Source organism: Sphingopyxis panaciterrulae (genome assembly GCF_014199295.1).
Lineage (GTDB): Bacteria > Pseudomonadota > Alphaproteobacteria > Sphingomonadales > Sphingomonadaceae > Sphingopyxis > Sphingopyxis panaciterrulae.
Window position 1 is genome coordinate 41635 of record NZ_JACIJH010000012.1, and the last position, 23951, is coordinate 65585.

A 23951-nucleotide genomic window follows, 5' to 3' on the forward strand; every position below is an offset into this window, starting at 1 on the left:
GTTCAGTGGCCAGCAAGCTTGGAAGGCGATAAGGAGACGCGATGCGTCCTTTCCCCCCGCCAAATGCGCGCCGCGCCGGCTTCTCGATCCTGTCCATGCTGGCCGCCGCGATGCTGCTGGCCCTGCCCACCGCCGCGCCGGCCCAACCGCAAATAGCTCCCCCAGCCGCGCCACCGAGCGCGGCCGAGGACAATTGGCTCTATGCCGGCAGCGACATTCCGCGCGACCTCGCCTGGCAGTTCGGCGAGCTGCCGAATGGGCTGCGCTATGCGGTGCGCAACAATGGCGTGCCGCCGGGGCAGGTGTCGATCCGGGTGCGGATGGACGTCGGCTCGATGTTCGAAACCGAAAAGGAGCGCGGCTTTGCCCACCTGCTCGAGCACCTGACCTTTCGCGGTTCCGAACATATTCCGGATGGCGAGGCGAAGCGCATCTGGCAGCGTTTCGGCGTGACTTTCGGCAGCGATTCGAACGCGCAGACGACACCGACCCAGACCGTCTATCAGCTCGACCTGCCGAGCGTGACGCCGGCCAATCTCGACGAAAGCATGAAATTGCTGGCGGGCATGATGCGCGAACCGCGCATTTCGGACGCCGCGGTCGATGCCGAACGCGGCGTCGTTCTCGCCGAATTGCGCGAATCCAACGGCCCCCAAAAACGGATCGCCGACGCGACGACCGAGCATTTGTTCGCCGGCCAGTTGCTCGGCGACCGCTCGCCGATTGGAACGATCGCGTCGCTGAATGCGGCGCGTGCGTCGGCGGTGCAGGCGTTTCACAATCGTTGGTATCGGCCCGACCGCGCGGTGGTGGTCATCGTCGGCGACGGTGATCCCGCGGAATTCGTACGGCTGATCCGCACCTATTTCGGCGATTGGAAAGCGACGGGCGCCAATCCCGCGGAGCCCGATTTCGGCAAGCCCGATCCCAAGGCACCCGTAACGCGGGTGATCGTCGAGCCGAACCAGCCGCTGTCGCTGACGCTGGCGACGATCCGGCCGTGGATCAAGCGCCTGGACACGGTCGAGAACACGCGGCGGCTCTATCTCGAGTTCCTCGCCATCGCGCTCGTCAACCGGCGGCTCGAATATCGCGCCCGTGCCGGCGGCTCCTATCTGGTCGCGACGGTGCAGCAGGATTATCTGAGCCGCAGCGTCGACATGACGACGACGCAGATCGTGCCGCTCTCCGACTGGAAGACGGCGTTGGCCGATGTCCGCGGCGTGATCGCCGACGCGATCCAGACGCCGCCATCGCAGGCCGATATCGACCGCGAAGCCAACGAGATACAGACCTTCCTTCAAAAGGAGCTGGAGAATGCGCGCAACGAGCCGGGCGCGCGGCTGGCCGACGATCTGGTGCGCGCGGTCGACATCCACGAAACGGTGACGAGCCCGCAGGGCCAGGTTGACATGTTCAAGGCGATCCGCGCCTCGGCGACGCCCGAGGTGATGCTGAAGATCAGCCGCGCGATCTTCAGCGGCCCGGTCACCCGTCTCGTCCTCACCACGCCGAAGCCGATCCCGGGCGGCGACGGTGCGCTGCTCGCCGCGCTCGCGCGGCCAGCAACGATTCAGGACGACCGGCTGGCCGCGGTCGATGCCGATTTCAGCCAGCTACCGAAGTTCGGCGCGCCGGGGACGATCGTGTCGCAGACGGCGTTGCCCGGACTGCGCGCCGAGCGGATCGAATTCGCCAATGGCGTAACCGCGCTCGTATCGAACAACACGGTCGAGCCGGGCAAGGTGCGGGTCAATGTCCGCTTCGGGACCGGCAACCGCAGCGTCGGCGCCGACGAGTCCAATCTGCTGTGGACGGGCGACTATGCACTGGTGGCGAGCGGCATCGGTCCCTGGGGTCAGTCGGGGATCGACCAGATCACCAATGGCCGGCAGATCGAGCTGAATTTCGCCATCGACGACGATGCGTTCGAGCTGGCGGCGGAGAGCCGTCCCGCCGATCTGGCCGATCAACTCAAGCTGATCGCGGGCAAGCTGGCCTTTCCGCGCTGGGACGCGGCGCCGGTCGAGCGATTGCGCGTCGGCCTGCTCACCGGTTACGACCTCAATGACGCGACCCCCAATGCGGTCCTCGAGCGCAATCTGGAGGGCTGGCTGACGGGCGGCGATACGCGCTGGGCGCCCCCCGACCGGTCGGCGATCGAGGCGCTGACCCCGGCGGCCTTCAAGGCCTTCTGGGCGCCGCGCCTTGCCAGCGGCCCGATCGAGGTGGAGATTTTCGGCGATCTGTCGACTGTCGACTATCGCACGATCCTGACCAATACTTTTGGCGCGTTGGCGCCTCGCAAGCCGATATCGCCGCCGGACGGGCAGCGCGTCGGCTTTGCGAAGCATCGGGCAACGCCAGAGGTTGCCTTTCATAGCGGGGAAAAAGGGCAGGCCGCGGCGATGATGGCCTGGCCGACGAGCGGCGGGCGCGCCGCGTCGCGCGATCAGCGCGCGCTCGACGTGCTCGCGGCGATCTTCAATGACCGGTTGTTCGATCGCCTGCGCGCGGCCGACGGCGCAAGCTATGGCCCGATGGTCGAGAGTCACTGGCCGACCGGCTTCGAGGGCAGTGGCGGCTATCTGCTCGCGGGCAGCCTGCTCGCGCCGAAGGATGTCGATCGTTTCTATGCGATCGCGCGCGATATCGCCGCCGACCTGGTCGCGCATCCGGTGACCGCCGACGAACTGGCGCGCAACGCGGGGCCGATCCGCGAGCAGGTGGCGCGCGCGTCGACCGGCAATGTCTATTGGATGTTCCTGCTCGAAGGTGCGACGCAGGACCCGCGGGTCACGGCGGCGGCGCTGTCGATCCAGAGCGATATTTCGGCGGTCACCGCCGCCGATATCCAGCGGCTCGCGGCGCAATATCTGAAGCCCGAGCGGCAATGGTCGCTGGCGGTCCTGCCGAAGGGGATGACGCTGGCGGAGGCTTCGGCGCTGGGCAAGGCGTCGGCCTCCGCCGTTGGTGGGCGGTAGGGGTCAGAGCCGCAGGCCCGTGGTTTCGGGAAGGCCGGCCATGATGTTGAGGTTCTGGACGCAGGCGCCGCTCGCGCCCTTGCCGAGATTGTCGAGCCGGGCGACGAGGCGGGCCTGGCTGGCGTCGGCATTGGCGAAGACGAACAGTTCCAGCCGGTCGCTGCCGGCGTCCGAGCCGCGCAGCAGCATTTCCCCGTCGGCGGGCGGCTCGCCCATCGCAACGACGGCGCTGCCGGCATAGTGATCGGCGAGCGCGGCGCGCATCGCCTCGGGCGTTCCGGTGCCGGGTATCGCCGCGAGCGGCAGCGGCACTTCGACCACCATGCCGCGATGCGCCGGGATCACCGCGGGCGAGAAGAGCGGGGCGGTGGTCAGGCCGCAGCGCGCCTGCATTTCGGGCACATGCTTGTGGCCGAGCGTCAGGGCATAGCCGCGCCATGCGATATCGCGGTCGGCCTCAAACCGCTCGATCAGCGCCTTGCCGCCGCCCGAATAGCCGCTGACCGCATGGCAGACATAGGCCCAGTCGGCGGGGAGCAGTCCGGCGCGGACGAGCGGTGCGACGAGCGCGATGAAACCGGTCGAATAGCAGCCGGGGTTGGAGACGCGCGCCGCCCCGGCGACTGCGTCATGCCCGCTGACCTCGGGAAAGCCGTAGACCCAGCCCGGCGCGACGCGATGCGCGGTCGAGGCGTCGATCACGCGCGTCCGGTCGTTGTCGATCATCGCCACCGCCTCGCGCGCTGCCTCGTCGGGCAGGCAGAGGATGACGAAATCGGCGTCGTTGAGCGCTTCGGCGCGCCGCGCGGCGCTCTTGCGCTCGGCGTCGGGAAGGGTGACGAGCGCGAACTCGCTGCGCCCGGCGAGCCGTTCGGCGATTTCGAGGCCCGTGGTTCCGGCCGCTCCGTCGATGAAAACCTTGTGTGTCATAGCTTTAGCGCGGCCGCTTGCAGCCGCGAACCGGCGGTTCGTGACTTTCGGCCGCGAAGCGCGCGACCACGTCGGCGAGTGGCTCGGCTTTCGTGGCCATCCAATGCTGGCTCGCGTGAATCAGCGTGCGCGCGTCGGCCATGATGCCGACATGGCCGGGGAAGAAGACCAGGTCGCCCCGTTGGAGCTGGTCGCGAGCTACGTCGGTTTCGGGACCGAACGCCGCGAGCTGGAGGTCGCTGTCGCGCGGCAATTGCACGCCGGCGGCGCGCCACGCAAGCTGGACCAGCCCCGAACAGTCGATGCCCTTGCCCGTACGCCCGCCCCAGACATAGGGGGCGCCGATCAGCGTCTCGGCCACCGCCGCGGGATCGGTTTCGACGGCGTCGATCTCGACGAGCGCCGCCATCGGCAGATAGCCATGCGCGGTCGCGAGCCATTCGCCCTGGCATTCGCCCATCACCAACGCCCCGCGCGGCAGAATCGCCGACCCGCCGCTTGCCGCATCGGGCGCGCTGTGGAGGACCGCTTCGGCGGCGTGGACACGATGGGTCGGGGCGATCGGCGCTCCGAGCGCATTGGCGGCGAGATAGCCGACATAATGATCGGCGAGCGAATAGCCCCACGCCCAGCCGCCGGTCAGGTCGAGCAGCGCGAAGCCTTCGCCGAACAGCAGCTCGCTCGTCTGTTCGGCGTCGAGCGACGGTGCCGCGCGCATCGCGGCGGCCGGCAGCACGCTACTGGTCATCTTGGGCGCGACATAATGCGGCGCGAAATGCATCCCGGCGACCGCGATGTCAGCGAGGTCGGGCCGGATCGCGACCATGCGCGGGTCGAAGGCCTGCGACGCGCCGCTCAGCCCGAAGCGATCGCGCCCCGCGCCGACGGCGCCGGGCCGGCCCATGCGCACGCGATGGATCGCCGAATTGAGGCCAGTTTCTGCTGTCACATGCCGTCCTGTTTGTGCCTTTGCTCCGCCCCGGCGGGCAATCGCGCGCCATTAGACCAGCGCCCGGCGCTTGATCAAGAAAGTTCAGCTACGCCCGCGGCGGTCGTAGCGCGCCTGCAGCATTGCCCAGGCGGCGCGCAGCCCGAGCGCCGCGCCGCCCTTCGGCCGGCCGGGCTTCGCGGCGGGGCGCCAGGCGAAGGTGTCGAAATGCGCCCAGGGCGTGTCGTCGGGCACGAAGCGCTTGAGGAACAGCGCCGCGGTGATCGACCCGGCAAAGGCCGAACTGCCCGCATTGCCGAGATCGGCGATGTCGGTTTCGAGCAGGTCGGCATAACCGTCCCACAGCGGCATCCGCCACAACGGGTCGTCGCGGTCGGTGCCGCCGGCGAGCAGGTCGGCGGCGAGCGTATCGTCATTGGCGTAGAGCGCGGGCAGGTCGGGACCGAGCGCGACGCGCGCGGCGCCGGTCAGCGTCGCGAAATCGACGATCAGCCCCGGTTCGTCCTCGCCCGCCTTTGCGAGCGCGTCGCCCAGCACGAGGCGCCCTTCGGCGTCGGTATTGCCGATCTCGACCGTCAGGCCCTTGCGGCTTCTGAGCACGTCGCCGGGCCGGAAGGCATCGCCGGAAATGGCATTTTCCGCCGCCGCGACGAGGCAGTGGAGCCGCACCGGCAGGCCGGTCGCCATGACCAATTCGGCGAGCGCGAGGACGTGCGCGGCGCCGCCCATGTCCTTCTTCATCAGCCGCATCCCGGCCGCTGGCTTGATATCGAGCCCGCCGCTGTCGAAGGCGATGCCCTTTCCGACCAGTGCGACGCGCGGATGCTCTTCCTTGCCCCAGACGATTTCGATCAGCCGGGGGGCGTGATGCCTGGCGGCGGCACGGCCGACCGCGTGGATCATCGGATAGCCATGTTCGAGCGTCTCGCCCTTGGTCACCGTCAGCGTGCCGCCATGCGCCCCGGCGATCCGCTCGGCCTCCTTTTCCAGCATTGCCGGTCCCATGTCGGCGGCCGGGGTGTTGACGAGATCGCGGACGAGCGCGACCGCGCGCATCTCCGCCACCATCGGCGCGATCGCCGCGACGTCGGCGGTGAGCAGCACGCGCGCCCCGCGCGCCTCGCGCTTCGAGCGATAGGTGTCGAAGCGATATTGTCCGCTCATCCAGCCGAACAGCGCCTTGCCCGGGTGCCCGTCGGCAAGGCGGTAGCGGCCTTCGGGCAATATTTGCCCCAGCTTTGCGAGGCACCAGGCCGACAGGCTGCCGGCGTCGGCGACCGCGCTGACCACCGACCAGTCGTCGGCATCGTCGCCGGGCAGGATCGCGTGGGCGAAGCCGTCGGGCTTGTAATCGGCGGCGGCGAGGGTGGCGCGTTCGCGCGCGCTGCGACCCTTCAGCCAGTCGTCATAGCCCTTCTTGTCGACGAGATGGATGGTGCGGGCGTCCTGTCCCTTGTCGGGTTGGACGAGGTCGGAATAGTCGGTCATGCCTGCCTGCTAGGCTTCCATGGAAACTTTGTCGATTCCTGGCGTTATTGGGCCATGACGACGATGTCCCGCTATCGCTGTGCGGCGCTCCTCCTTTCGGGCGCGCTGCTTGTTGCCGGCTGTTCCGAGAAGGCCGAAACCCTTGCCGAGAAGAAGGCGGCCGCGTCGGTTCCCGGCGCACCGCCGGGCGGAGCGGCGGATATCGCAGCGAAGGCGGCGACGGCCTCCAAGGTCGAGGAAAAGACCGATCTCATCGAGTTTTCCTATAGTTATCCGGTCGAGGCGGCGCGCATTCCGGGGCTCGCCGCCTGGCTCGATTCCGACCGCGCGGCGCAGCGCGGCGCGCTGGTCGATGCGGCGGAGCGCGACAAGGCCGCGGCCGAGAAGAACGACTTTCCCTATCACGCACACAGCCATCTGGAGACGTGGCAGCGCATCACCGACACGCCGCGCTTCCTGAGTCTGTCGAGCGAGATCGCGACCTATATGGGCGGCGCGCACGGGATGCAGAGCTTCGACACGCTGATCTGGGACCGCAAGGAGGCGAAGCGGCTGAAGCCGCTCGATATGTTCGAAAGCGCCGCCGCGTTCGACAACGCCGCGAAGGACGATTTGTGCGCCGCCATCGAGCGGGCCAAGGCGGCGCGCGGCGTCGCCTGGTCGCGCGACCCCGACAGCCCTTTCGGGCAATGCCCGGTACCCTCGGCGCAGACCATCTGGCTGGGATCGTCGGACGGAAAATATCTCGATCGTCTGACCATCGCGATCGCGCCCTATGAGATCGGGCCCTATGTCGAGGGCAGCTACAAGATCAACCTGCCGATGTCGGCGGCGATCGTGCATGCCGCGAAGCCCGATTACAAACGCGATTTCCTGCCGCTGAACTGAGGAAAGGGCGATCGATGGCGAAGAAGCCGAAGGCCGGCAAGATCGGCGAAACCCCGACCGAAAAGAAGGGCAAGAAGCGTGCGGCGGCGAAGCTGGAGAAGACGGTCGGCAAGGCAAAGTCGATTCCCCGGCCGCCGCGGGATCGGGAAGCCGACCTCGACCGCGCGCCGCGGTGGGAGCCGCGCTATCCGGGATCGGGGCGGCTTGCGGGCAAGGTCGCGATCGTCACCGGCGGCGACAGCGGCATCGGCCGCGCGATCTGTGCCTTATTCGCGCGCGAGGGTGCCGATATCGCGATCGTCTATCTGGAGAACAAGGTCGATGCCGCGGACACGGTCGCGATCGTCGAGGCCGAAGGACGGCGCGCGATCGCGATCAAGGCCGACGTCGGCAAGCCCGCGGCGGGCGAAGCGATCGTGAAGCGGGCGGTCGAGCGTCTCGGCCGCCTCGATATCCTGGTCAACAATGCCGGCGAGCAGCATCCGGCGGCGGATATCCGCGACATCGCTCCCGATCAGCTTCAGCGCACCTTCGCGACCAATATCTTCGGCATGTTCTACCTCGTCCAGGCGGCGCTGCCGCACCTGGGGAAGGGGGCGGCGATCGTCAACTGTACCAGCGTGACCATGTATCAGGGGTCGAAGGGGCTGTTGGATTATAGCGCCACCAAGGGAGCGATCACCGCCTTCACCCGCTCGCTGAGCGAGAATCTGGTGGAGAAGGGCATTCGCGTCAACGCGGTCGCGCCGGGGCCGATCTGGACCCCGCTCAACCCGCGCGGCGGCGCGCCGGTCGAGAAGGTCGCGCATTTCGGGGAGGGCACGCCGATGAAGCGGCCGGGCGAACCCAATGAGGTCGCGCCCTGCTTCCTGTTCCTTGCCTGCGACGACAGCAGCTATATGTCGGGCCAGGTGCTGCATCCCAATGGCGGCACGATCGTTAATGGATAGCGGGGGCTGACAGGAGAGATGTCATGCCAGCCAAATCCAAGGCCCAGCAGAAAGCCGCCGGCGCCGCGCTGAGCGCCAAGCGCGGCGACACGCCCAAGTCCGAACTCAAGGGCGCCTCGCGCGAAATGGTCGACAGCATGAGCGAAAAGGAATTGGAGGATTTCGCCAAGGGCTCGCGCAAGGGCAAGCCCGAGCATGTCGACTGATTATTCGGCCGCTTCCAGCGCCGCCGTCGACACCGCGGCGGGATGCGCATGGCCGAAGGCGAGGATGCCGTCGTCGATCGCGCCGGTGCGCATGTCGATGCGGTCCTGCACATAATTCTGGCTGAGCCGCCAAGGCATTCTGTCGGCGTTCTTCGGCATGATGTGCAGCGCGCGCTGGATATAGCCCGACGAGAAATCGAAGATATTCTCCTCGGTCAGGCTTGCCGGGTCCGCGAGGACCGGCGTCGCTACTTCGGCGTTCGAGTCCCGCATATGATTGAGGACACGGCAGACATATTCGGCGACGATATCGGCGCGCAGCGTCCAACTCGCGTTCAGATAGCCGAATACCACCGCGAAGTTCGGCACGTTCGAGAACATGCACGCCTTGTAATAGAAATGCTGGCTCCAATCGACGGGATCGCCGTCGACGCGTACCGGAATCTTGCCGGCGACCGCGAGCTTGAGGCCGGTCGCGGTGATGATGATGTCGGCGTCGAGATGCTGGCCGGACTTCAACTGGATGCCGCCCTTGTCGAAACGCTCGATATGATCGGTGACGACCGACGCCTTGCCCGCCTTCATCGCCTCGAAGAAATCGGCGTCGGGGACGAGGCACAGCCGCTGATCCCACGGGTTGTAGGGCGGGGTGAAGGCGACGGGATCATAGCGGTCGCCGAGCGCGGCCTTCAGCCGCTTGGTCAGGAATTCCTTGACCTTTTCGGGCTTTTCGCGCGCGCGGCGGAAGCCGATGTCCTGCAGTCGGACATTCTTGAAGCGCGTGATCTTGTACGCCAGCTTTTCGGGCAGGATCTTGCGCAGGAAATTGGCGAAACCATCCTTGGCCGGGCGGATGAAATACCAGGTCGGCGTGCGCTGGAGCATGGTGACGTGCGACGCTCCCTTGCCGTCGCCCTTTTCGGTCATCGACGGCACGATGGTGACCGCGGTCGCGCCCGACCCGATCACGACGACCTTCTTGCCCGCATAGTCGAAATCCTTCGGCCAGAATTGCGGGTGGACGATCTGCCCCTCGAAATCCTCGCGTCCGGGGAAATGGGCGTCATAGGGCTCGTCATAATCATAATAGCCCGAACCGAGGTAGAGCCAGCGCGCGGTCGTCGTCGAGGTCGCGCCGCTCTCGTCCTCCATCGTCACCGTCCAGCGCGCCTCGGCGCTGCTCCAGTCGGCACCGACCACCTTGCGGCCCAGGCGAATACGCTCGCGGATGCCGCGTTCGTCGACGATGCGGTTCAGATAGTCGAGGATCGAGGGGCCGTCGGCGATCGACTTTTCATGCTTCCACGGCTCGAAGACGAAGCCCAGCGTGTGCATGTCGCTGTCCGAGCGGATGCCGGGATAGCGGAACAGGTCCCAGGTGCCGCCCAGATTGGCGCGGCGCTCGACGAGCGCAAAGCTGCGGTCGGGGCAGTTCATCTGCAGATGCACCGCCATGCCGATGCCCGAAATGCCCGCGCCGACGATCAGCACGTCCTGATCGACGGGGGCGGCATCCGCCTGCACGCTGCGGTCGAGGGTCGCCGTGCCTGCCATCATATCGTCTCCCAACTCTATTTAGCGTCAGCTTACGCATAGCGTTGCATTTTGCAATCGAATTGACGTTAACGGAAACTGCCGCTGCGGCACAGCGGCATTGCCGCTGTCACAATATTGTCATAGGGGCGTCACCCTGTTGTCATCGTCGAGCGTCCGCCGGGAAAGGGAGGGCTTCTTATGCGTCAGATCGCCGTCCTTCCCTATCGATTCGGCGGCCCCGGCATGGACGGGCCGACGGAAATCCTGCTGATTACCTCGCGCGGCACCGGCCGCTGGGTGATCCCGAAGGGCAATCCGCTCACCGGCATGCCCCTCCACGCCTCGGCCGCGGTCGAGGCCGAGGAGGAGGCGGGGGTGATCGGGGCGGTCTGTCCGACGCCGATCGGCAGCTATCAATATCGCAAGCGGCGCGCCAATGGCGCGTCGGTGATGCTCGACGTCGAGGTGTTTCCGCTCGCGGTGACCCGCGAACTCGGGGAGTGGAAGGAACAGGACGAGCGCGAACGGCGCTGGTTCCCCTTTTCCGAAGCCGCCGGTGCGGTCGACGAGGCCGATCTTCAGGCGCTGATCCGCTCGTTCGGCGACCAGGGCTTTCGCGCCGTCGCGCGTTCGACCAGCGTCGTTGACAATATAGCCCAAAAAACGGGGGTAAGCCGTATGTTCGCCTGGTTCCAGCGCCTGCTTCCCCGGCAGGGCAACTTCTTCGAGCTGTTTGAAAGCCATGCCGCCACGCTCGCGGCGGGGGCCGAGGCGCTCGCGCGGCTGATGCAGGGCGGTGAAGGGATCGCCGACCATATCCAGGAGATCGTCGAGCGCGAGCATGACGCCGACGCGATCACGCGCGAGGTGCTGCAAACAGTGCGCCGCACCTTCCTGACCCCGTTCGATCGCAGCGCGATCACCGACCTGATCGCCGCGATGGACGATGCAATCGACGAGATGCAGAAGACCGCAGGCGCGGTCGACCTCTATGACGTCACCGAGTTCGAACCCGAGATGCGCGATATCGCCGGCCTGATCGTCGATGCGGCGCGGCTGACCGTCGAGGCGCTGCCGCTGCTCCGCAATATCTCTGCCAACGGCCCGCGTCTTCACGAATTGACCGAGCGGCTCGTGCGGATGGAGGGGCATGCCGACGAGATCCACGCCGCGGGCCTCAAGCGCCTGTTCAAGGAACATGGGTCCTCGAACACGATGCGCTTTCTGATCGCGCGCGAACTTTTCCGCCATCTCGAACGCGTGACCGACAGTTTCGAGGACGTCGCGAACGAAATCGACGGCCTGGTCATCGACCACGCATGAGCCTTCACATCGCATGCGACAAAACCATGATCCGTTCGCATCGAGCGAAGTCGAGATGCCCATCGACCTTGCGCCCCGCAGAGGGGTGTCTCGACTTCGCTCGACACGAACGGGTCGAGGTGGGTGTGTAAGGGGATAGCCGATGCATGAACTGGCCTTTCCCCTTCTCGCCGGGCTGATCGTCCTCGCGCTGGCGTTCGATTTTCTGAACGGGCTGCACGATGCGGCGAACAGCATCGCCACCGTCGTCGCGACGCGGCTGCTGCGGCCGGTGCAGGCGGTGATGTTCGCCGCCTTCTTCAATTTCGCCGCCTATTTCTTGAGCCTTGCCTTTCCGGCGCTGCACAAGGTGGCCGAAACCATCGGCGCCGGGCTGATCGACAAGGATCTGGTGACGCCCGCCGTCGTGTTCGGCGCGCTGGTCGGTGCGATGTTCTGGAACATCGTGACCTGGCTCAAGGGCATTCCGTCCTCGTCGAGCCATGCGCTGGTCGGCGGCATCGTCGGCGCGGGCGTCGCCCACGCGGGGTTCGAGGGCATCCAGTGGGCGGGGCTGAACAAGACGGTCATCGCCATCTTCCTGTCGCCGCTGCTGGGCATGCTATTGTCGATGCTGGTCATGCTGGCGAGCAGTTGGGCGCTGCGCGGCGCGACCGCGAAATTCGCCGAGCGGAGCTTTCGCACGCTGCACCTTTTTTCCTCGGCCGCCTATTCGCTCAGCCACGGGCTCAACGACGCGCAGAAGACGATGGGGATCATCGCGGTTCTGCTCTATTCGACCGGCTATATGACCGGCGATTTCCACGTTCCGCACTGGGTCGCCTTCTGCTGCTATATCGCCATCGCCTTCGGCACGCTGTCGGGCGGGTGGAAGATCATCGAGACGATGGGCGGGCGCATCACCAAGCTGTCGCACCACCAGGGCTTCGCCGCATCGACCGGCGGCTCGATCATGGTCTTCACCGCCAGCCTGCTCGGCATCCCGGTGTCGACGACGCACACGATCACCGGCAGCATCATCGGCGCCGGCGTCGCCCGCCGCGCGAGCGCGGTGCGCTGGGGCGTCGCGGGCAATGTGGTCGTCGCCTGGTTCATCACCATCCCGGCGAGCGCGGTGGTCGCCGCGCTCTTCTATTCGCTGACGCGGCTGTTCTGAGCGGCGCGGGCGAAACGGGAAAGCGGCGGAAAACGGGGTAACTTCACTCGCGATTCGCATTTTGCGCGCGCGATCGGCCGCGATCCCGCCGCCGTCCCGGACCCGATCGGGGAGCCTGCCTTTTCCCATCGCCGAACCGGGCGCCGAATCGAGTCCGGAATAGCGGCAAGGGCGGTCGGCGCGTTGGAGTGCAGGCGGCGCCGGTGGCGGAAATCCGCGCAACTTCACTCGCAAACGGGGATGCGGCGGGCGGGCGCGATCCTCGCGTATCGAAGGGCAGGGGATGGGCAGGCCGGGCGTCATGGCGGGGAGGCTATGACAGTCCGATATTGTAGGACAGGGGGCTTTCGGTCCGATTGATCCTATTTTGCCGGGCGCCAGGCGATGCTGGCGGAACCGGTCATCCGCACCGGCAGATAGAGGCCGTTGCCATAGGCCCTGATCTCGCCCGTCTCGAAATTTTCGATACGGGTGCGGATCAGGAAATCGCCCTCGCGCCGCTCGTCGACCGCGCGGCGGATCTTGGCTTCCAGTTCCGCGACGTCGCGGGTGAAATTCTGGGTCAGCGCGGCGGCGATCAATTGGGTGAAGCCGGGGCTCTGGCCGAGCCGGAGGAGCAGATCGCCGCCGATCCCGTCGGTGTCGCCGGCGATGCGGACATCGGTAAAGCGCACCTCGGCCGAGCCCGGTTCGTTGACCGGCACCGCCGTTGCCCAGATGCGGCCATGGGTCGGTGCCTGCCGGATCGCTTGCGGCTGAGCCGTGACCGAAATGCCGACCGCGATGCGGCCGCCGGGCGCGCCATAGGTGGTGACCTTCGAGAAGCTGGCCGTCACCGGGCCGATGCGGGGAATGGCGAACGGCCGCGCCGAGCGCTCGGCCAGCGCGCGCAGGATCACCGGTTCGAGCTGGCGATAATCGGCGACCACCGGCACGAAGACGTCGAGGTGCGGGCGCGGTGTCCCGCGCTCCAGCGGCGGCAGCGGGGTCGCGGCCGGATCGGTCGGGCGAGCGCCGACGAAGCTTTCGGTCACCGCCTCGAGCGCGAGGTTCAGCCGGATGCGGGCGCCGTCGAGGCTGTAGCCGCCATAGAGGATGCGCTGCGGCGTGATGCGCATCCACACCGGCGGGTTTTCGCGGTTGAGGTTCAGCGTGGTGAAGCTTTGCCGCCAGATGTCGGCGGCCTGCCGTTCGATGCGGATTTTCGCGATCTCGCGGTTCACTTCGCGCTCGACGTCGCGAACCACCGGCTTCAGCTTGGCGTCGGCCTCGTCGGCGAAGGTGATGCGGCGGCCGAGGAAGTCGATGCCCGGCGCTTTGGTCCAGCCATAGGCGATGCGCGCCTTGCCGCGCAGCCGCCAGTCGGGGCCGAGCTCGACGCGGATGCGGGCGTGTGCCATCGCCGATCCGGTCGCGGTCTCGCCCTTCAGCACCCCGCCGACGTCGCGCGCGCCGACCGCCGCGTGCAGCGGCACGTCGACGACGATCTCCTGCCCCTCGCCGCGCAGGCGGAGCGCACCGCGGGTCACCTTGCCAACGATGGTGCAGGCGATCGGCGGCGTGACCTTCACCCGCTTGCCGAAGACCTTGACCCGCTGCGGCGGCACGCACGCCTTTTCGCGGCGGTCGATGGTCCACAAGGTCCGCGGTACCGCGCGTTCGAGGGCGCTCCTCAGCATCGCGGCGTTGGCGTCGATCGGCACCGCGATCAGCGAGGTCTGTTTCGGGGTGGGCGCGACGTCGGTGGCCTGCGGCGGCGCGACGTCGGCGACGGTCTGGCGCTTGCAGCCGGCCAGCGTCGCCGCGATCAGCACTATGGCAGCCAAGACGTTGAAAGCGCGCATGAGTCGGCCCCCTGGTTGGGTCTTCTCATACCACCGAGCCGGTCGAAGCGTTCCATGGAAACATCGCCACAGCCCGGCCGTTTGATCCGGGGTTGTCGAAGCCCTGTCCTTCCTCTTGCGGCGCCAAAAGAAAGGACGGCCCTTCGACAAGCTCAGGGCGAACGGTTCATATGTGGGGCTTGTTGTTCAACCGGCGACCACGCCGAACAGGTCGTGCTCGTCGGCGTCCTCGACCAGCACGTCGACGATGTCGCCGGCCTTCAGCGTCGCGGCGACGTCGCGGAGGTAGACGTGGCCGTCGATCTCGGGCGCGTCGGCCTGGCTGCGGCCGGTGGCGCCGATGCTGCCCTCGTCATCGGCCTCGCCGACCTCGTCGATGATGACGGGCAGGGTGCGGCCGACCTTGGCGGCGAGCTTCGCGGCGCTGATCGCGGCGGTCTTTTCCATGATGCGCTGGAACCGCTCTTCCTTGACCTCCTCGGGCACCGGGTCGGGCAGCGCGTTGGCCTGCGCGCCCGCGACGGGTTCGAAGCGGAAGGCGCCGACGCGGTCGAGTTGGGCTTCGTCGAGCCAGTCGAGAAGATACTGAAAATCCTCTTCGGTCTCGCCGGGGAAGCCGACGACGAAGCTCGAACGGATCGCGATGTCGGGGGCGATGGCGCGCCAGCTTTTCAGCCGGTCGAGGACCTTTGCCTCGTTCGCCGGGCGCTTCATCGCCTTGAGCACCCTGGGGCTCGCATGCTGGAAGGGGATGTCGAGATAGGGGGTAAGCAGCCCCTCGGCCATCAGCGGGATCACCGCGTCGACATGGGGGTAGGGATAGACATAATGGAGGCGGACCCACGGCGCGCGGCCTTCGCCGGTTCGAAGTTGGCCAAGTTGCCGCGCAACGTCGGTCATGTGCGCGCGCACGTCCATGCCCCGCCATTGGCGAGTTTCGTGTTTTATATCAACGCCATAGGCCGATGTGTCCTGGCTGATGACGAGCAATTCCTTCGTCCCGGCCGCGACGAGCTTTTCGGCCTCGCGCAGCACCGCGTCGACGCGGCGGCTGACCAGCTTTCCGCGCAGGTCGGGGATGATGCAGAAAGCGCAGCTATGGTTGCAGCCCTCGCTGATCTTGAGATAGCTATAGTGCCGGGGAGTGAGTTTCAGACCGCCCTCGGGGACGAGGTCGACGAAGGGGCCCTGCGTCGGCGGCGCGGCGTCGTGGACGGCGTCGACGACCTGCTCATACTGATGCGCGCCGGTGACGGCGAGCACCTTGGGGAAGCGGGCGCGGATGACGTCGGCTTCGCTGCCCATGCAGCCGGTGACGATGACGCGGCCGTTCTCTGCCATCGCCTCGCCGATCGCCTCGAGGCTTTCCTCCTTCGCCGAATCGAGGAAGCCGCAGGTGTTGACGAGCACGACGTCGGCGCCGGCATAGTCGGGCGAAAGGCCATAGCCGTCGGCGCGCAATTTGGTCAGGATGCGTTCGCTGTCGACCAGTGCCTTCGGGCAGCCGAGCGACACCATGCCGACCTTCGGCTGGGCGGGGAGGGTCTTGATTGTCATGATCGGGCGCGCCCATAGGGCATTTTCGCGAGTTTGTCACGCGCGGAGCGCGGGTGATGGAGGCTTCCCCTGCATCGTCACCCCGGACTTGATCCGGGGTTCCGCGAAGCAACCGTGGAAAAGCGGGACCCCGGATCAAGTCCGGGGTGACGATAGAGGGAATCTGACCTTTCAAAGGCAGATCGCGCCATGACCGCCTGTTGCAAGATCGGACCATGGATGCTGAAACGCGTTCGGCATGACGCGTTGGTTGTGAAAGGCAGGATGGACGATGATCGGACTATGGGCCGCGCTATCGGCGGCGGTGGCGGTCGCGGCGGGGGCGTTCGGGGCGCATGGCGCGGCGGGGCCGCAGGAGGCCGAGTGGCTGCGCACCGGCGGGCTGTATCAGTTGATCCACGCCGTCGCGGCGCTGGCGATCATGGGATTCGCGCGCGGGCCGGCGGCGCTGCTGCTGATCGGTGGGGCGCTGTTCGCGCTGACCCTCTATGCGATGGCGCTGGGCGGGCCGCGCTGGCTGGGCGCGGTGACGCCGATCGGCGGGACGCTGATGATCGCCGGCTGGCTGTGGGCCGCGTGGCTGTTCTGGCGGGGGTAGGGCTGGGGTCAGGACCCATTAATTCCGCGCTCGAGGTTTGAAGCGATTTTGCACAGGGCGAGGAGGAAAGGCGTAGGAATATGAATATATTTCAAGACTTTTCGACGAAGCCATGGGCAAAATCGGTCAAATCGCGAAGCGACGCCGAAATGGCTTCGATCTCGGGCCCGTGCGACCTTGCGGGTAGCGATGCTACCCGCTGCGTCCGCCCGAACCCGATATCTTCGCCATTTCGACGCCTCGAACATGGAATTAATGGGTCCTGACCCTAGCGTTTCTGCGGCGTCAGAAGAAAGGACGGCCCTTCGACAAGCTCAGGGCAAACGGAGTTTTGGGGGTTCGGCGTTGCCGGTCCAATGGGCGCTGCATCAGCTCTTCTCCGCCTCGCTATCTTCGCAGCGGACGACCTCGACCACATGGTCGCCGGGTTGCAGCCGCTGCGCCTCTTCTTCCCAGAAGCCATAGGGCTTGCCGCCGCGATAGATGCGCAGGCCGCGGCCGCCGGAGGCGAGGCGGTCGATGCTGCCGCCGACCTCTTCGCCGCTGATCGGCCGTTCGATGAGCTGGACGCGCCCGGCGATGCCGGCGAGGTCGGCCATATAGTCGGCGACATGCGCGCCCTCGGCCGATCCGGCGAGGAGCAGGCCGGTGAAGCTGACCGGGTTGATGACGTTGTTGGCGCCCGCCTGGCGCGCGAGCAGTTCATTGTCCTGCGCGCGGATGACGACGCTGATCGGCACATGCGGCGACAGGTGGCGCACGGTGAGGACGATCAGGATCGAGGTGTCGTCGCGTCCCGCCGACACCAGCACCGAGCGCGCCTGTGCAATGCGGATGTGGAGCAGCGTGTCGTCGTTCGACGCATCGCCCTCCAGCACGTTGCAGCCGAGACGCTCGGCGGCGTTGATGCGGCCGCGGGCCTGGTCGATGACGACGATCTGCGCGGGCTCGGTGCCGCGCGCGATGAGTTCCCTGACCGCTTCGCTACCGCTGATGCCGAAGCCGAGGACGACGATATGGTCGGTGAGCTTTGCCTGGATACGGGCCATGCGCCATTTTTCCCATGAGCGTTTGAGGACGAATTGATAGGCGGTGCCGATGAAGATGAAGAGGACGGCGATGCGGATCGGGGTCACGATCACCGCCTCGATCAGCCGCGAGCGGTCGGACACCGGGGTGATGTCGCCGAAGCCGGTCGTGGTGACCGAGATCATCGTGAAATAGACGACGTCGAGGAAGCTGACATGGCCGTCGTAGCTGTCCTGAAGCCCGGCACGGTCGCTCCAGTGGACGAACACGACGATGCCGATCAGCAGGAAGGCGACGCCCAGCCGCGTCGCCAGATCGGCCCAGACGGGCCAGCGCGTCGCGCGGCGCAGCACGTCGAACTGCCGCTGGACGCTTTTCGAGAATCGCCGTGGCATCGCCGGCTATCGTGGGGGCAGTTGCTTCATCGGATCGACGGGTAGCCTATTCTTGCGCAACTGAAAATGGAGTTGCGGCGTCTGCACCTGTCCGGTTGCGCCCGACAGGCCGACGACGTCGCCCGCCTTCACCGCCTGGCCGCGCCGGACGTCGATGCGCCCGGCGTGACCATAGGCACTCATCCAGCCGCCGCCATGGTCGATCAGGATCAGTCCGCCATAGACGGCGATCTGATCGCCGGCATAGGCGACGACGCCGTCAGCCGCGGCATGGATCGGCGTGCCGGTCGCGGCGGCGATATTGATCCCGTCGTTGATCTTGCCCGGCGCGAGCGGGCCGAAACGCGCGATCACCCGGCCCGGCAGCGGCCAGCGAAAGCGGCCGGAAAAGGCGGCGGGCGGCGCGATGGCGCTCGTCACCTGTGGCGTCGCGCTTGCCGGCCGGTCGTGCGCCGCCAGTGCGGGCTGGCTGCCGGTCACGATATCGTCGATGTCGAGGGTGAAGGCGGCGGCGCGCGCCGCGACGTCGACCTCCGCCGGCGATTGCGGCGCCGCATCGGCGGGCAGGCGCAGCCGCTGCCCGACGCGGAGGATGTAAGGGGCGGAGAGGGCGTTGATCGTGATGACCTCGCCCCAGTCGACGCCATAGGCCTGCGCGATGCCGATCCCGGTCTCGCCCGCCGCGACGCGGTGATAGAGGCCGGCGGGAATGCGGAGTTGCTGCCCGGGATAGAGGGCGTAGGGGGCGGCGAGATCATTCTCCATCGCAATCGCCTCCGACCCCGCGCCGGTCATCGCGCCGACCGCGCGCAGCGTATCGCCGCGACGGACGGTGTAGACGCTCGCCGCGACGCGGCGGGCATCGGCGAGGACGGGCTTCAGCGCCCAGGTGGGGCGCGGGTCGCCGCCGGACACCGCGCCGAGCGAATGGCGTTCGAAGCCGTCGGGGACGGATGTCGCGACGGGTGCGGGTCGGGAGGCGGCGGGTCGTGACGGGGGTGAGGCCGCGGGAATACATCCCGCGAGCGCGAGCGTGCCCAGAAACGCTGCGATACGATGGTTAACGGCCCCCACGCGCCCTTCTTGCCAGAGCGCGGGGCGGATGGCTAGGGCTGATCCCTCTCCCCTTTGGGGGAGAGGATATGGAGGCTTGGCAGCTTGCTGCCTAGCCGGAGTTGGAGAGGGGGGTGTGCCGCGGCTTCCCCTCGCCAAGCTCCGCTAGCTCCTGGCGGAGCAAGCTGCGCTATCCTCTCCCTTGAAGGGGAGAGGGCATTTGTCAGCCCTCGTAGGCGCTGCGCAGGGCCGCGAGCGAGGCGTCGTGGGTCAGGTCGAGTTGCAGCGGCGTCACCGCGATATAGCCGTCGTCGATCGCCTCGAGGTCGCTGTCGTGGGCGAGCGACTGCTCGATGCCGTGGAGGCCGAACCAGTAATAGGTGTAGCCGCGCGGGTCGACGCCCTCGACGATCGAGCCGCGGCTGTAGTCGTGGAAGCCCTGCCGCACGACGCGAACACCCTTGATCTGCTCCGCGGGCAAGGCGGGAAAATTGACGTTGATGAGGGTGCGCGGTGCCATCTCCATCGCCAGCAGCGGCGCCAGCACCTTCGCGCCCCACGCCTCGGCCGCCTCGAAGGGAACGGTGTCGCCCATGCCCTCGCGGGCATAGACCTGGCTCAGCGCGATGGCGGGGATGCCGGCGAGCGCGCCTTCGATCGCCGCCGAGACGGTGCCCGAATAGGTGACGTCGTCGCCCAGATTGGCGCCGCGGTTGACCCCCGACAGGATCAGGTCGGGCTTTTCGGGCATCAGCTTGCCGATCGCCACCATCACCGAATCGGTCGGGGTGCCGGTGCAGGACCAGCGCCGCTCGCCGTGCTGGCGGACGCGCACGGGGCGCGACAGGGTGAGCGAATGGCCGGCGCCAGACTGTTCCTCTGACGGGGCGCAGACCCAGATGTCGTCGCTGAGCTGGCGCGCGATCGCTTCGAGCACGGCGAAGCCGGGGGCGTAATAGCCGTCGTCATTGGTGAGGAGGATGCGCATTCGTCTCTCTTTCTTCGTCACCCCGGACCTGATCCGGGGTCCCGCTTTTCCGGCGTTGCTGAGCGGGACCCCGGATCAAGTCCGGGGTGACGATGGTTCAGTTCGTCAAGGGTGTCAGCCGGGTGATGCCGCCCATATAGGGGTGCAGCGCCTCGGGGATGGTGACGCTGCCGTCGGCCTGCTGATAATTTTCGAGGATCGCCACCAGCGTCCGGCCGACCGCGAGGCCCGAGCCGTTGAGCGTGTGGACGAATTCGGTGCCTTTTGCGCCTTCGCGGCGGAAGCGGGCGTTCATGCGCCGCGCCTGGAAATCGCCGCAGTTGGAGCAGCTCGAAATCTCGCGATAGGCGCCCTGGCCGGGCAGCCACACCTCGAGGTCATAGGTCTTGCGCGCCGCGAAGCCCATGTCGCCCGCGCAGAGCAGCATCCGGCGATAGGGCAGGCCGAGCGCTTCGAGGATCGCCTCGGCGGCGCGGGTCTTGCGTTCGAGTTCGGCGTCGGCGTCCTCGGGGCGGACGATCGAGACGAGCTCGACCTTCCAGAACTGGTGCTGGCGGATATAGCCGCGCGTGTCGCGTCCCGCGGCGCCTGCCTCCGAGCGGAAGCAGGGGGTGAGCGCGGTCATGCGGATCGGCAGCCCGGCCTCGGTCAGGATCTGCTCGCGCACCGCATTGGTCAGGCTCATCTCCGACGTCGAGATCAGCCACATTCCGTCGGTGGTCTGGAACAGGTCCTCGCGGAATTTCGGAAGCTGGGTGGTGCCGAATGCCGCCTCGTCGCGGACGAGCAGCGGGGTCGCGCATTCGCTGTAGCCCGCCTCGATCGTCTGCCGGTCGAGCATATATTGGCCGAGCGCGCGTTCGAGGCGCGCCATCGGACCTTTCAGAAAGGCGAAGCGGGCACCCGACATTTTGGCGGCGGTCTCGAAATCGAGGCCGAGCGCGGGGGCGAAGTCGGCATGTTCCTGCGGCGGGAAGTCGAAGGCGCGCGGGGTACCCCAGCGGGCGATCTCGACATTGCCCGCCTCGTCCTCGCCATCGGGCACGTCGGCGGCGGGGAGGTTGGGGAGGGCGGCGAGCGTGTCGTTCAGCGCCGCGAGCTGCTCGCGCTCGGCGGCTTCCTGGTCGGGCAGCTTCTGCTTGAGCGCCGCGACCTCGGCCTTCAGGGCTTCGGCGCTCTCCGTGTCGCCCTTGGCCATCGCCTGGCCGATGGCCTTCGATGCCTCGTTGCGGCGCGCCTGCGCGGCCTGCATCTCGGTCTGCAAGGCGCGCAGATCGGCGTCGGCGGCGAGGATGGCCGCGGATTGCGGTGCGACGCCCCGGCGCGCGAGGCCGACGTCGAAGGCGGCGGGATCGTCCCGGATCAGGCGGATATCGTGCATGGCCGCGCTATGGCGTCGCGGCCCGCGCCGCGCAACCCCGCGCGTCGCCTATCGCCCGTTGCGGGAGGGCTGCGGTTCGGGTCGAGCAGGGCCAAATCCTATCGCCGCGGGCGCGTCCATCCCTTGCTCGTCATGCAGGTGTCGATGGCGAAGCGGCGTTCGGTCTTGCCGCCCATCGCGCTGGTCCGCGCCTTGCAGTCCGCGAGCGCCTCGGCGAAGGGCTGCGTATCGGGGCCTGTCCAGCCGCCATGGGCGGCGCAGCCGGCCAAAAGCGCCAGCGCGGCGGCGGATAGTGCGGCATGGCGAAGCATCGGCCCCCTCCTTCGGGGGGCATGGCTAGAGGGTCAGGGCGCTTTGCGCAACAATGGCGCGATTATCGCCCGTCTTCGAGCAGGGCGGCGAGCTGGCCGAGGACGGTGCCCCAGCCGTCGTGGAAGCCCATCTCCTCATGCTTGCGGCTGTCCTCGGGGCTGCGATGGAGGACGCGCGCCGAATAGAGGGTGCCGTCGTCCCGCGCCTCGAAGGTCAGGATCGCGGTCAGTGCGAGCCACGGGTCGACCGGCTGCCAGCCGGCGCGCAGCGCGGTGGTGAAGACGAGGCGCCGCTCGGGTTCGACGTCGAGGAAGCAGCCGTCGATATGCGGCTGGAAATCGCCGCTCCCCTCGCGCATCTGCGTTTCGAACCCGCCGCCGGAGCGCAGGTCGAGCGTGATGACCCGGCACGCGATGGGCGCCGGAATCCACCATTTTTCGAGCTTGGCCGGGTCGCTCCATGCGTCCCACACCGCGGACGGCGGCGCGGCGATGAGGCGGTCGATGATGAGGGTGGATTCGCTGCTGGTCATGACGGGCTCCCGATAGTCTGCGATTCGACGAAGGCGGCGAGCCGGTCGGTGCGGCCCTGCCAGACGGCGCGCTGTTCGGCGAGCCAGTCTTCGGCGGCGGCAAGTCGCTCGGCGTCGATCCGGCAGGTCCGCACGCGGCCCCGCTTTTCGGACCGGATCAGGCCCGCGCCCTCGAGCACCGCGAGATGCTTCAGAAAGGCGGGGAGGCCGATCGCGAAGGGCTGGGCAAGCTGCTTCACCGGCGCTTCGCCCTGAAGCAGGCGGGTCACGACCGCGCGCCGGGTGGGATCGGCGAGCGAGTGGAAGACGGCGTCGAGCGGAGCTGGTTGGTTCGCCATATGGTGAACTATATTGCATGGTTTGCCGTTTGGCAAAGTTTTTGTGCGTTGGGCAAAAAAAGGGCCGCCCGAGGGCAGCCCTTCAATCGGTGGCGAGATGCACCCGCCGCCAGTGGATAGCTTAAGCCGCCTCCGCCTGGTCGTCCTGACGATTCGCGGCGCGGCGGCGCGCGACGAGCGCGGCGGCCGCGGCGCCGAACAGCAGCAGCATCGGCGGCGCCGGCACCGGGGTCGGATCGCCCGACGAGCCGCCGCTGCTGCCGCCCGAGCTGGACGAGGACGACGAAGAGGAGGACGATGAGCTGCTGCTCGACGACGAGGACGAGGAACTGCTGCTGCTCGACGCGCCGAAGCTGCTGCTGCCGCCGGTCGCGCCCGACGAGGTCGCGCCGCTCGATGAACTGCTGCTCGACGAGGACGACGACGAGCTGCTGCTCGACGACGAGGCCGAGCTGCCGCCCGACGAACTGCTGCTTCCCGAGCCGCCGGAGCCGCCGCTCGATCCGCCCCAGCTCGAGCTGCCGTGCCCATGCGACGAACCGCCGTGCGAGCTGCTGCCGTGGCCGTGCGAGGAGCCGCCCTTCGACGAACTGCCGCCGCCCGACGAGGAGGAGCTCGACGAGGATGAGGAGGAAGACGAGGAGGAACTGGACGAGGAACTGCTGCTCGACGAGGACGAGCTGACGTTGCCCGACGAGGTCGAGACACCGCCGGTCGAGGTGCTGACCCCGCCCGTCGACGTCGAGACCCCCCCGGTCGACGTGCTGACACCCCCGGTCGAGGTCGAGACGCCGCCCGTCGACGTGCTCACGCCTCCGGTCGAGGTCGAGGTGCTGACGCCGCCGGTCGAGGTCGACACGCCGCCCGACGTGCTGCTCGTCGTCGAGCTGAGGCCGCCGGTGGTGGTCGAGGTGACGACGATGCTGCCGCTGCTGCCCCCGCCGCTCGATCCGCCGAAAAAGCCCCCGAAGAAGCCGCCGCCGAAACCGCCCCCGAAGCCGCCGCCGATCACGGTGACCCCGCTGCCGCCGCCCCCGCCGCCTTCGAAGCCGCCGCGCTGCGGAAAGGGCGCATAGGGAATGGGAGGCAGGGGGATGGTCTGCGTCACCACCTGCGTCTGCGGGGTCGCGGTGCGGACGACGCGCTTTGTCGTCACGACGCGGCGTACCCGCTTGACCGGGCGTTTCGCCGCGTGGCGCTTGCGGACCACCTTTTTCTTGCAGCAGTTCTGCACCTGTGCCGTTGCCGGGACGTCGGCGATCTGCATCGCGCCGCTGCCGATGATCGCGCCGCCGCAGGTGCAGGCGCAAAGCTTGGCGAGGGCCATTCGGACAGACATAGGTTTCTCTCTCTTTTCCCGTTGCGCGGCGCACCGAACCCCCGGCGCCCCCGATCGCTCTTCTGCTTAGCTGCAAAAGGCCAAAGCTTCGTGAACGCGTCCATGGCGTTAACCGCCTTTGCCTGTCCGAGAGTGGGAAAGGACACGCGAATTCAACCTTGACAGCCCATCCTGT

The 23951-nt window shown here is 67.6% G+C and carries 21 protein-coding genes; 7 read left to right on the plus strand and 14 right to left on the minus strand.

The window, feature by feature from the left end:
- Nucleotides 1-41 precede the first annotated feature (41 nt).
- Nucleotides 42-2984 carry a M16 family metallopeptidase gene (locus FHR21_RS15750; RefSeq protein ID WP_184100058.1) on the plus strand — a complete coding sequence of 981 codons (2943 nt, stop codon included), beginning with the start codon at nt 42-44 and terminating at the stop codon, nt 2982-2984.
- Nucleotides 2985-2987: 3 nt separating this feature from the next.
- Here FHR21_RS15750 and argC read toward each other — a convergent pair whose 3' ends face one another.
- The 3 genes from argC to FHR21_RS15765 form a co-directional block, all read right to left on the minus strand.
- A complete protein-coding gene (argC, locus tag FHR21_RS15755) occupies nt 2988-3914 on the minus strand; it encodes an N-acetyl-gamma-glutamyl-phosphate reductase (RefSeq protein ID WP_184100060.1) in 927 nt (308 codons plus the stop codon).
- 4 nt (nt 3915-3918) lie between these two features.
- A complete protein-coding gene (locus FHR21_RS15760; protein WP_338113179.1) occupies nt 3919-4863 on the minus strand; it encodes a C40 family peptidase in 945 nt (314 codons plus the stop codon).
- Between the two features lie 84 nt (nt 4864-4947).
- Nucleotides 4948-6351, minus strand: coding sequence for a leucyl aminopeptidase family protein (locus FHR21_RS15765; RefSeq protein ID WP_184100061.1), 1404 nt, complete (start codon nt 6349-6351; stop codon nt 4948-4950).
- A 54-nt stretch (nt 6352-6405) separates the two neighbouring features.
- Here FHR21_RS15765 and FHR21_RS15770 point away from each other — a divergent pair, with 54 nt between their 5' ends.
- From FHR21_RS15770 to FHR21_RS15780, 3 genes are read left to right on the plus strand one after another with little or no spacing between them, the layout of a single operon-like run.
- The gene (locus tag FHR21_RS15770) at nt 6406-7239 is read left to right on the plus strand and encodes a DUF4163 domain-containing protein (RefSeq protein WP_184100063.1); all 834 of its coding nucleotides are present in this window, start codon (nt 6406-6408) and stop codon (nt 7237-7239) included.
- 14 nt (nt 7240-7253) lie between these two features.
- Nucleotides 7254-8189 carry an SDR family oxidoreductase gene (locus FHR21_RS15775; protein WP_184100065.1) on the plus strand — a complete coding sequence of 312 codons (936 nt, stop codon included), beginning with the start codon at nt 7254-7256 and terminating at the stop codon, nt 8187-8189.
- A 23-nt stretch (nt 8190-8212) separates the two neighbouring features.
- Nucleotides 8213-8395, plus strand: coding sequence for a DUF3008 family protein (locus tag FHR21_RS15780; RefSeq protein ID WP_184100067.1), 183 nt, complete (start codon nt 8213-8215; stop codon nt 8393-8395).
- Here the strand turns inward: FHR21_RS15780 and FHR21_RS15785 are convergent, their stop codons facing one another.
- Nucleotides 8396-9949, minus strand: a complete 1554-nt coding sequence (locus tag FHR21_RS15785) for a flavin-containing monooxygenase (RefSeq protein ID WP_184100069.1) — start codon at nt 9947-9949, stop codon at nt 8396-8398.
- A gap of 180 nt (nt 9950-10129) precedes the next feature.
- On the opposite strand from FHR21_RS15785, the gene FHR21_RS15790 reads away from it, so the two are divergent.
- A complete protein-coding gene (locus tag FHR21_RS15790) occupies nt 10130-11254 on the plus strand; it encodes a DUF47 family protein (protein WP_184100071.1) in 1125 nt (374 codons plus the stop codon).
- Nucleotides 11255-11396: 142 nt separating this feature from the next.
- Nucleotides 11397-12410 (plus strand): inorganic phosphate transporter, encoded by a 1014-nt coding sequence (locus tag FHR21_RS15795; protein WP_184100073.1) that lies wholly within the window; start codon nt 11397-11399, stop codon nt 12408-12410.
- Between the two features lie 362 nt (nt 12411-12772).
- Here the strand turns inward: FHR21_RS15795 and FHR21_RS15800 are convergent, their stop codons facing one another.
- Nucleotides 12773-14254: a DUF4403 family protein gene (locus FHR21_RS15800; RefSeq protein ID WP_184100075.1), complete on the minus strand. Its 1482-nt coding sequence runs from the start codon at nt 14252-14254 to the stop codon at nt 12773-12775.
- 186 nt (nt 14255-14440) lie between these two features.
- Nucleotides 14441-15811 (minus strand): 30S ribosomal protein S12 methylthiotransferase RimO, encoded by a 1371-nt coding sequence (rimO, locus tag FHR21_RS15805; RefSeq protein WP_184100077.1) that lies wholly within the window; start codon nt 15809-15811, stop codon nt 14441-14443.
- 271 nt (nt 15812-16082) lie between these two features.
- Here rimO and FHR21_RS15810 point away from each other — a divergent pair, with 271 nt between their 5' ends.
- Nucleotides 16083-16409 (plus strand): DUF423 domain-containing protein, encoded by a 327-nt coding sequence (locus FHR21_RS15810; protein WP_184100079.1) that lies wholly within the window; start codon nt 16083-16085, stop codon nt 16407-16409.
- 368 nt (nt 16410-16777) lie between these two features.
- Here the strand turns inward: FHR21_RS15810 and FHR21_RS15815 are convergent, their stop codons facing one another.
- The 8 genes from FHR21_RS15815 to FHR21_RS15850 all read right to left on the minus strand — a co-directional run bounded on the left by FHR21_RS15815 (nt 16778) and on the right by FHR21_RS15850 (nt 23776).
- The gene (locus tag FHR21_RS15815; RefSeq protein ID WP_184100081.1) at nt 16778-17833 is read right to left on the minus strand and encodes a potassium channel family protein; all 1056 of its coding nucleotides are present in this window, start codon (nt 17831-17833) and stop codon (nt 16778-16780) included.
- A gap of 6 nt (nt 17834-17839) precedes the next feature.
- On the minus strand, nt 17840-18907 hold the full coding sequence (locus FHR21_RS15820; RefSeq protein WP_184100083.1) for a peptidoglycan DD-metalloendopeptidase family protein: 1068 nt from the start codon (nt 18905-18907) through the stop codon (nt 17840-17842).
- Nucleotides 18908-19109: 202 nt separating this feature from the next.
- Nucleotides 19110-19874 (minus strand): 5'/3'-nucleotidase SurE, encoded by a 765-nt coding sequence (gene surE / locus FHR21_RS15825; RefSeq protein ID WP_184100085.1) that lies wholly within the window; start codon nt 19872-19874, stop codon nt 19110-19112.
- A 97-nt stretch (nt 19875-19971) separates the two neighbouring features.
- Nucleotides 19972-21255 carry a serine--tRNA ligase gene (gene serS, locus FHR21_RS15830; protein ID WP_184100087.1) on the minus strand — a complete coding sequence of 428 codons (1284 nt, stop codon included), beginning with the start codon at nt 21253-21255 and terminating at the stop codon, nt 19972-19974.
- 98 nt (nt 21256-21353) lie between these two features.
- Nucleotides 21354-21566: a hypothetical protein gene (locus tag FHR21_RS15835; protein WP_184100089.1), complete on the minus strand. Its 213-nt coding sequence runs from the start codon at nt 21564-21566 to the stop codon at nt 21354-21356.
- Between the two features lie 62 nt (nt 21567-21628).
- Nucleotides 21629-22099, minus strand: coding sequence for an SRPBCC family protein (locus tag FHR21_RS15840; RefSeq protein WP_184100090.1), 471 nt, complete (start codon nt 22097-22099; stop codon nt 21629-21631).
- The gene (locus tag FHR21_RS15845; RefSeq protein WP_184100092.1) at nt 22096-22437 is read right to left on the minus strand and encodes an ArsR/SmtB family transcription factor; all 342 of its coding nucleotides are present in this window, start codon (nt 22435-22437) and stop codon (nt 22096-22098) included. Before FHR21_RS15845 ends, FHR21_RS15840 begins: the two co-directional genes overlap by 4 nt.
- 121 nt (nt 22438-22558) lie before the next feature.
- Nucleotides 22559-23776 carry a PEP-CTERM sorting domain-containing protein gene (locus FHR21_RS15850; RefSeq protein WP_184100094.1) on the minus strand — a complete coding sequence of 406 codons (1218 nt, stop codon included), beginning with the start codon at nt 23774-23776 and terminating at the stop codon, nt 22559-22561.
- Between the last annotated feature and the right edge of the window lie 175 nt (nt 23777-23951).

Excerpts from the sequence above, each read along its gene's own strand:
- FHR21_RS15775 (WP_184100065.1), top strand. The coding sequence starts at position 7,254 with ATGGCGAAGAAGCCGAAGGCCGGCAAGATCGGCGAAACCCCGACCGAA.
- FHR21_RS15790 (WP_184100071.1), top strand. The coding sequence starts at position 10,130 with ATGCGTCAGATCGCCGTCCTTCCCTATCGATTCGGCGGCCCCGGCATG.
- surE (WP_184100085.1), bottom strand. The coding sequence starts at position 19,874 with ATGCGCATCCTCCTCACCAATGACGACGGCTATTACGCCCCCGGCTTC.
- argC (WP_184100060.1), bottom strand. The coding sequence starts at position 3,914 with ATGACACACAAGGTTTTCATCGACGGAGCGGCCGGAACCACGGGCCTC.
- FHR21_RS15835 (WP_184100089.1), bottom strand. The coding sequence starts at position 21,566 with ATGCTTCGCCATGCCGCACTATCCGCCGCCGCGCTGGCGCTTTTGGCC.
- FHR21_RS15780 (WP_184100067.1), top strand. The coding sequence starts at position 8,213 with ATGCCAGCCAAATCCAAGGCCCAGCAGAAAGCCGCCGGCGCCGCGCTG.
- FHR21_RS15785 (WP_184100069.1), bottom strand. The coding sequence starts at position 9,949 with ATGGCAGGCACGGCGACCCTCGACCGCAGCGTGCAGGCGGATGCCGCC.
- rimO (WP_184100077.1), bottom strand. The coding sequence starts at position 15,811 with ATGACAATCAAGACCCTCCCCGCCCAGCCGAAGGTCGGCATGGTGTCG.
- FHR21_RS15800 (WP_184100075.1), bottom strand. The coding sequence starts at position 14,254 with ATGCGCGCTTTCAACGTCTTGGCTGCCATAGTGCTGATCGCGGCGACG.
- FHR21_RS15765 (WP_184100061.1), bottom strand. The coding sequence starts at position 6,351 with ATGACCGACTATTCCGACCTCGTCCAACCCGACAAGGGACAGGACGCC.
- FHR21_RS15810 (WP_184100079.1), top strand. The coding sequence starts at position 16,083 with ATGATCGGACTATGGGCCGCGCTATCGGCGGCGGTGGCGGTCGCGGCG.
- FHR21_RS15815 (WP_184100081.1), bottom strand. The coding sequence starts at position 17,833 with ATGCCACGGCGATTCTCGAAAAGCGTCCAGCGGCAGTTCGACGTGCTG.
- FHR21_RS15770 (WP_184100063.1), top strand. The coding sequence starts at position 6,406 with ATGACGACGATGTCCCGCTATCGCTGTGCGGCGCTCCTCCTTTCGGGC.
- FHR21_RS15840 (WP_184100090.1), bottom strand. The coding sequence starts at position 22,099 with ATGACCAGCAGCGAATCCACCCTCATCATCGACCGCCTCATCGCCGCG.
- FHR21_RS15850 (WP_184100094.1), bottom strand. The coding sequence starts at position 23,776 with ATGTCTGTCCGAATGGCCCTCGCCAAGCTTTGCGCCTGCACCTGCGGC.
- FHR21_RS15750 (WP_184100058.1), top strand. The coding sequence starts at position 42 with ATGCGTCCTTTCCCCCCGCCAAATGCGCGCCGCGCCGGCTTCTCGATC.
- FHR21_RS15795 (WP_184100073.1), top strand. The coding sequence starts at position 11,397 with ATGCATGAACTGGCCTTTCCCCTTCTCGCCGGGCTGATCGTCCTCGCG.
- FHR21_RS15845 (WP_184100092.1), bottom strand. The coding sequence starts at position 22,437 with ATGGCGAACCAACCAGCTCCGCTCGACGCCGTCTTCCACTCGCTCGCC.
- serS (WP_184100087.1), bottom strand. The coding sequence starts at position 21,255 with ATGCACGATATCCGCCTGATCCGGGACGATCCCGCCGCCTTCGACGTC.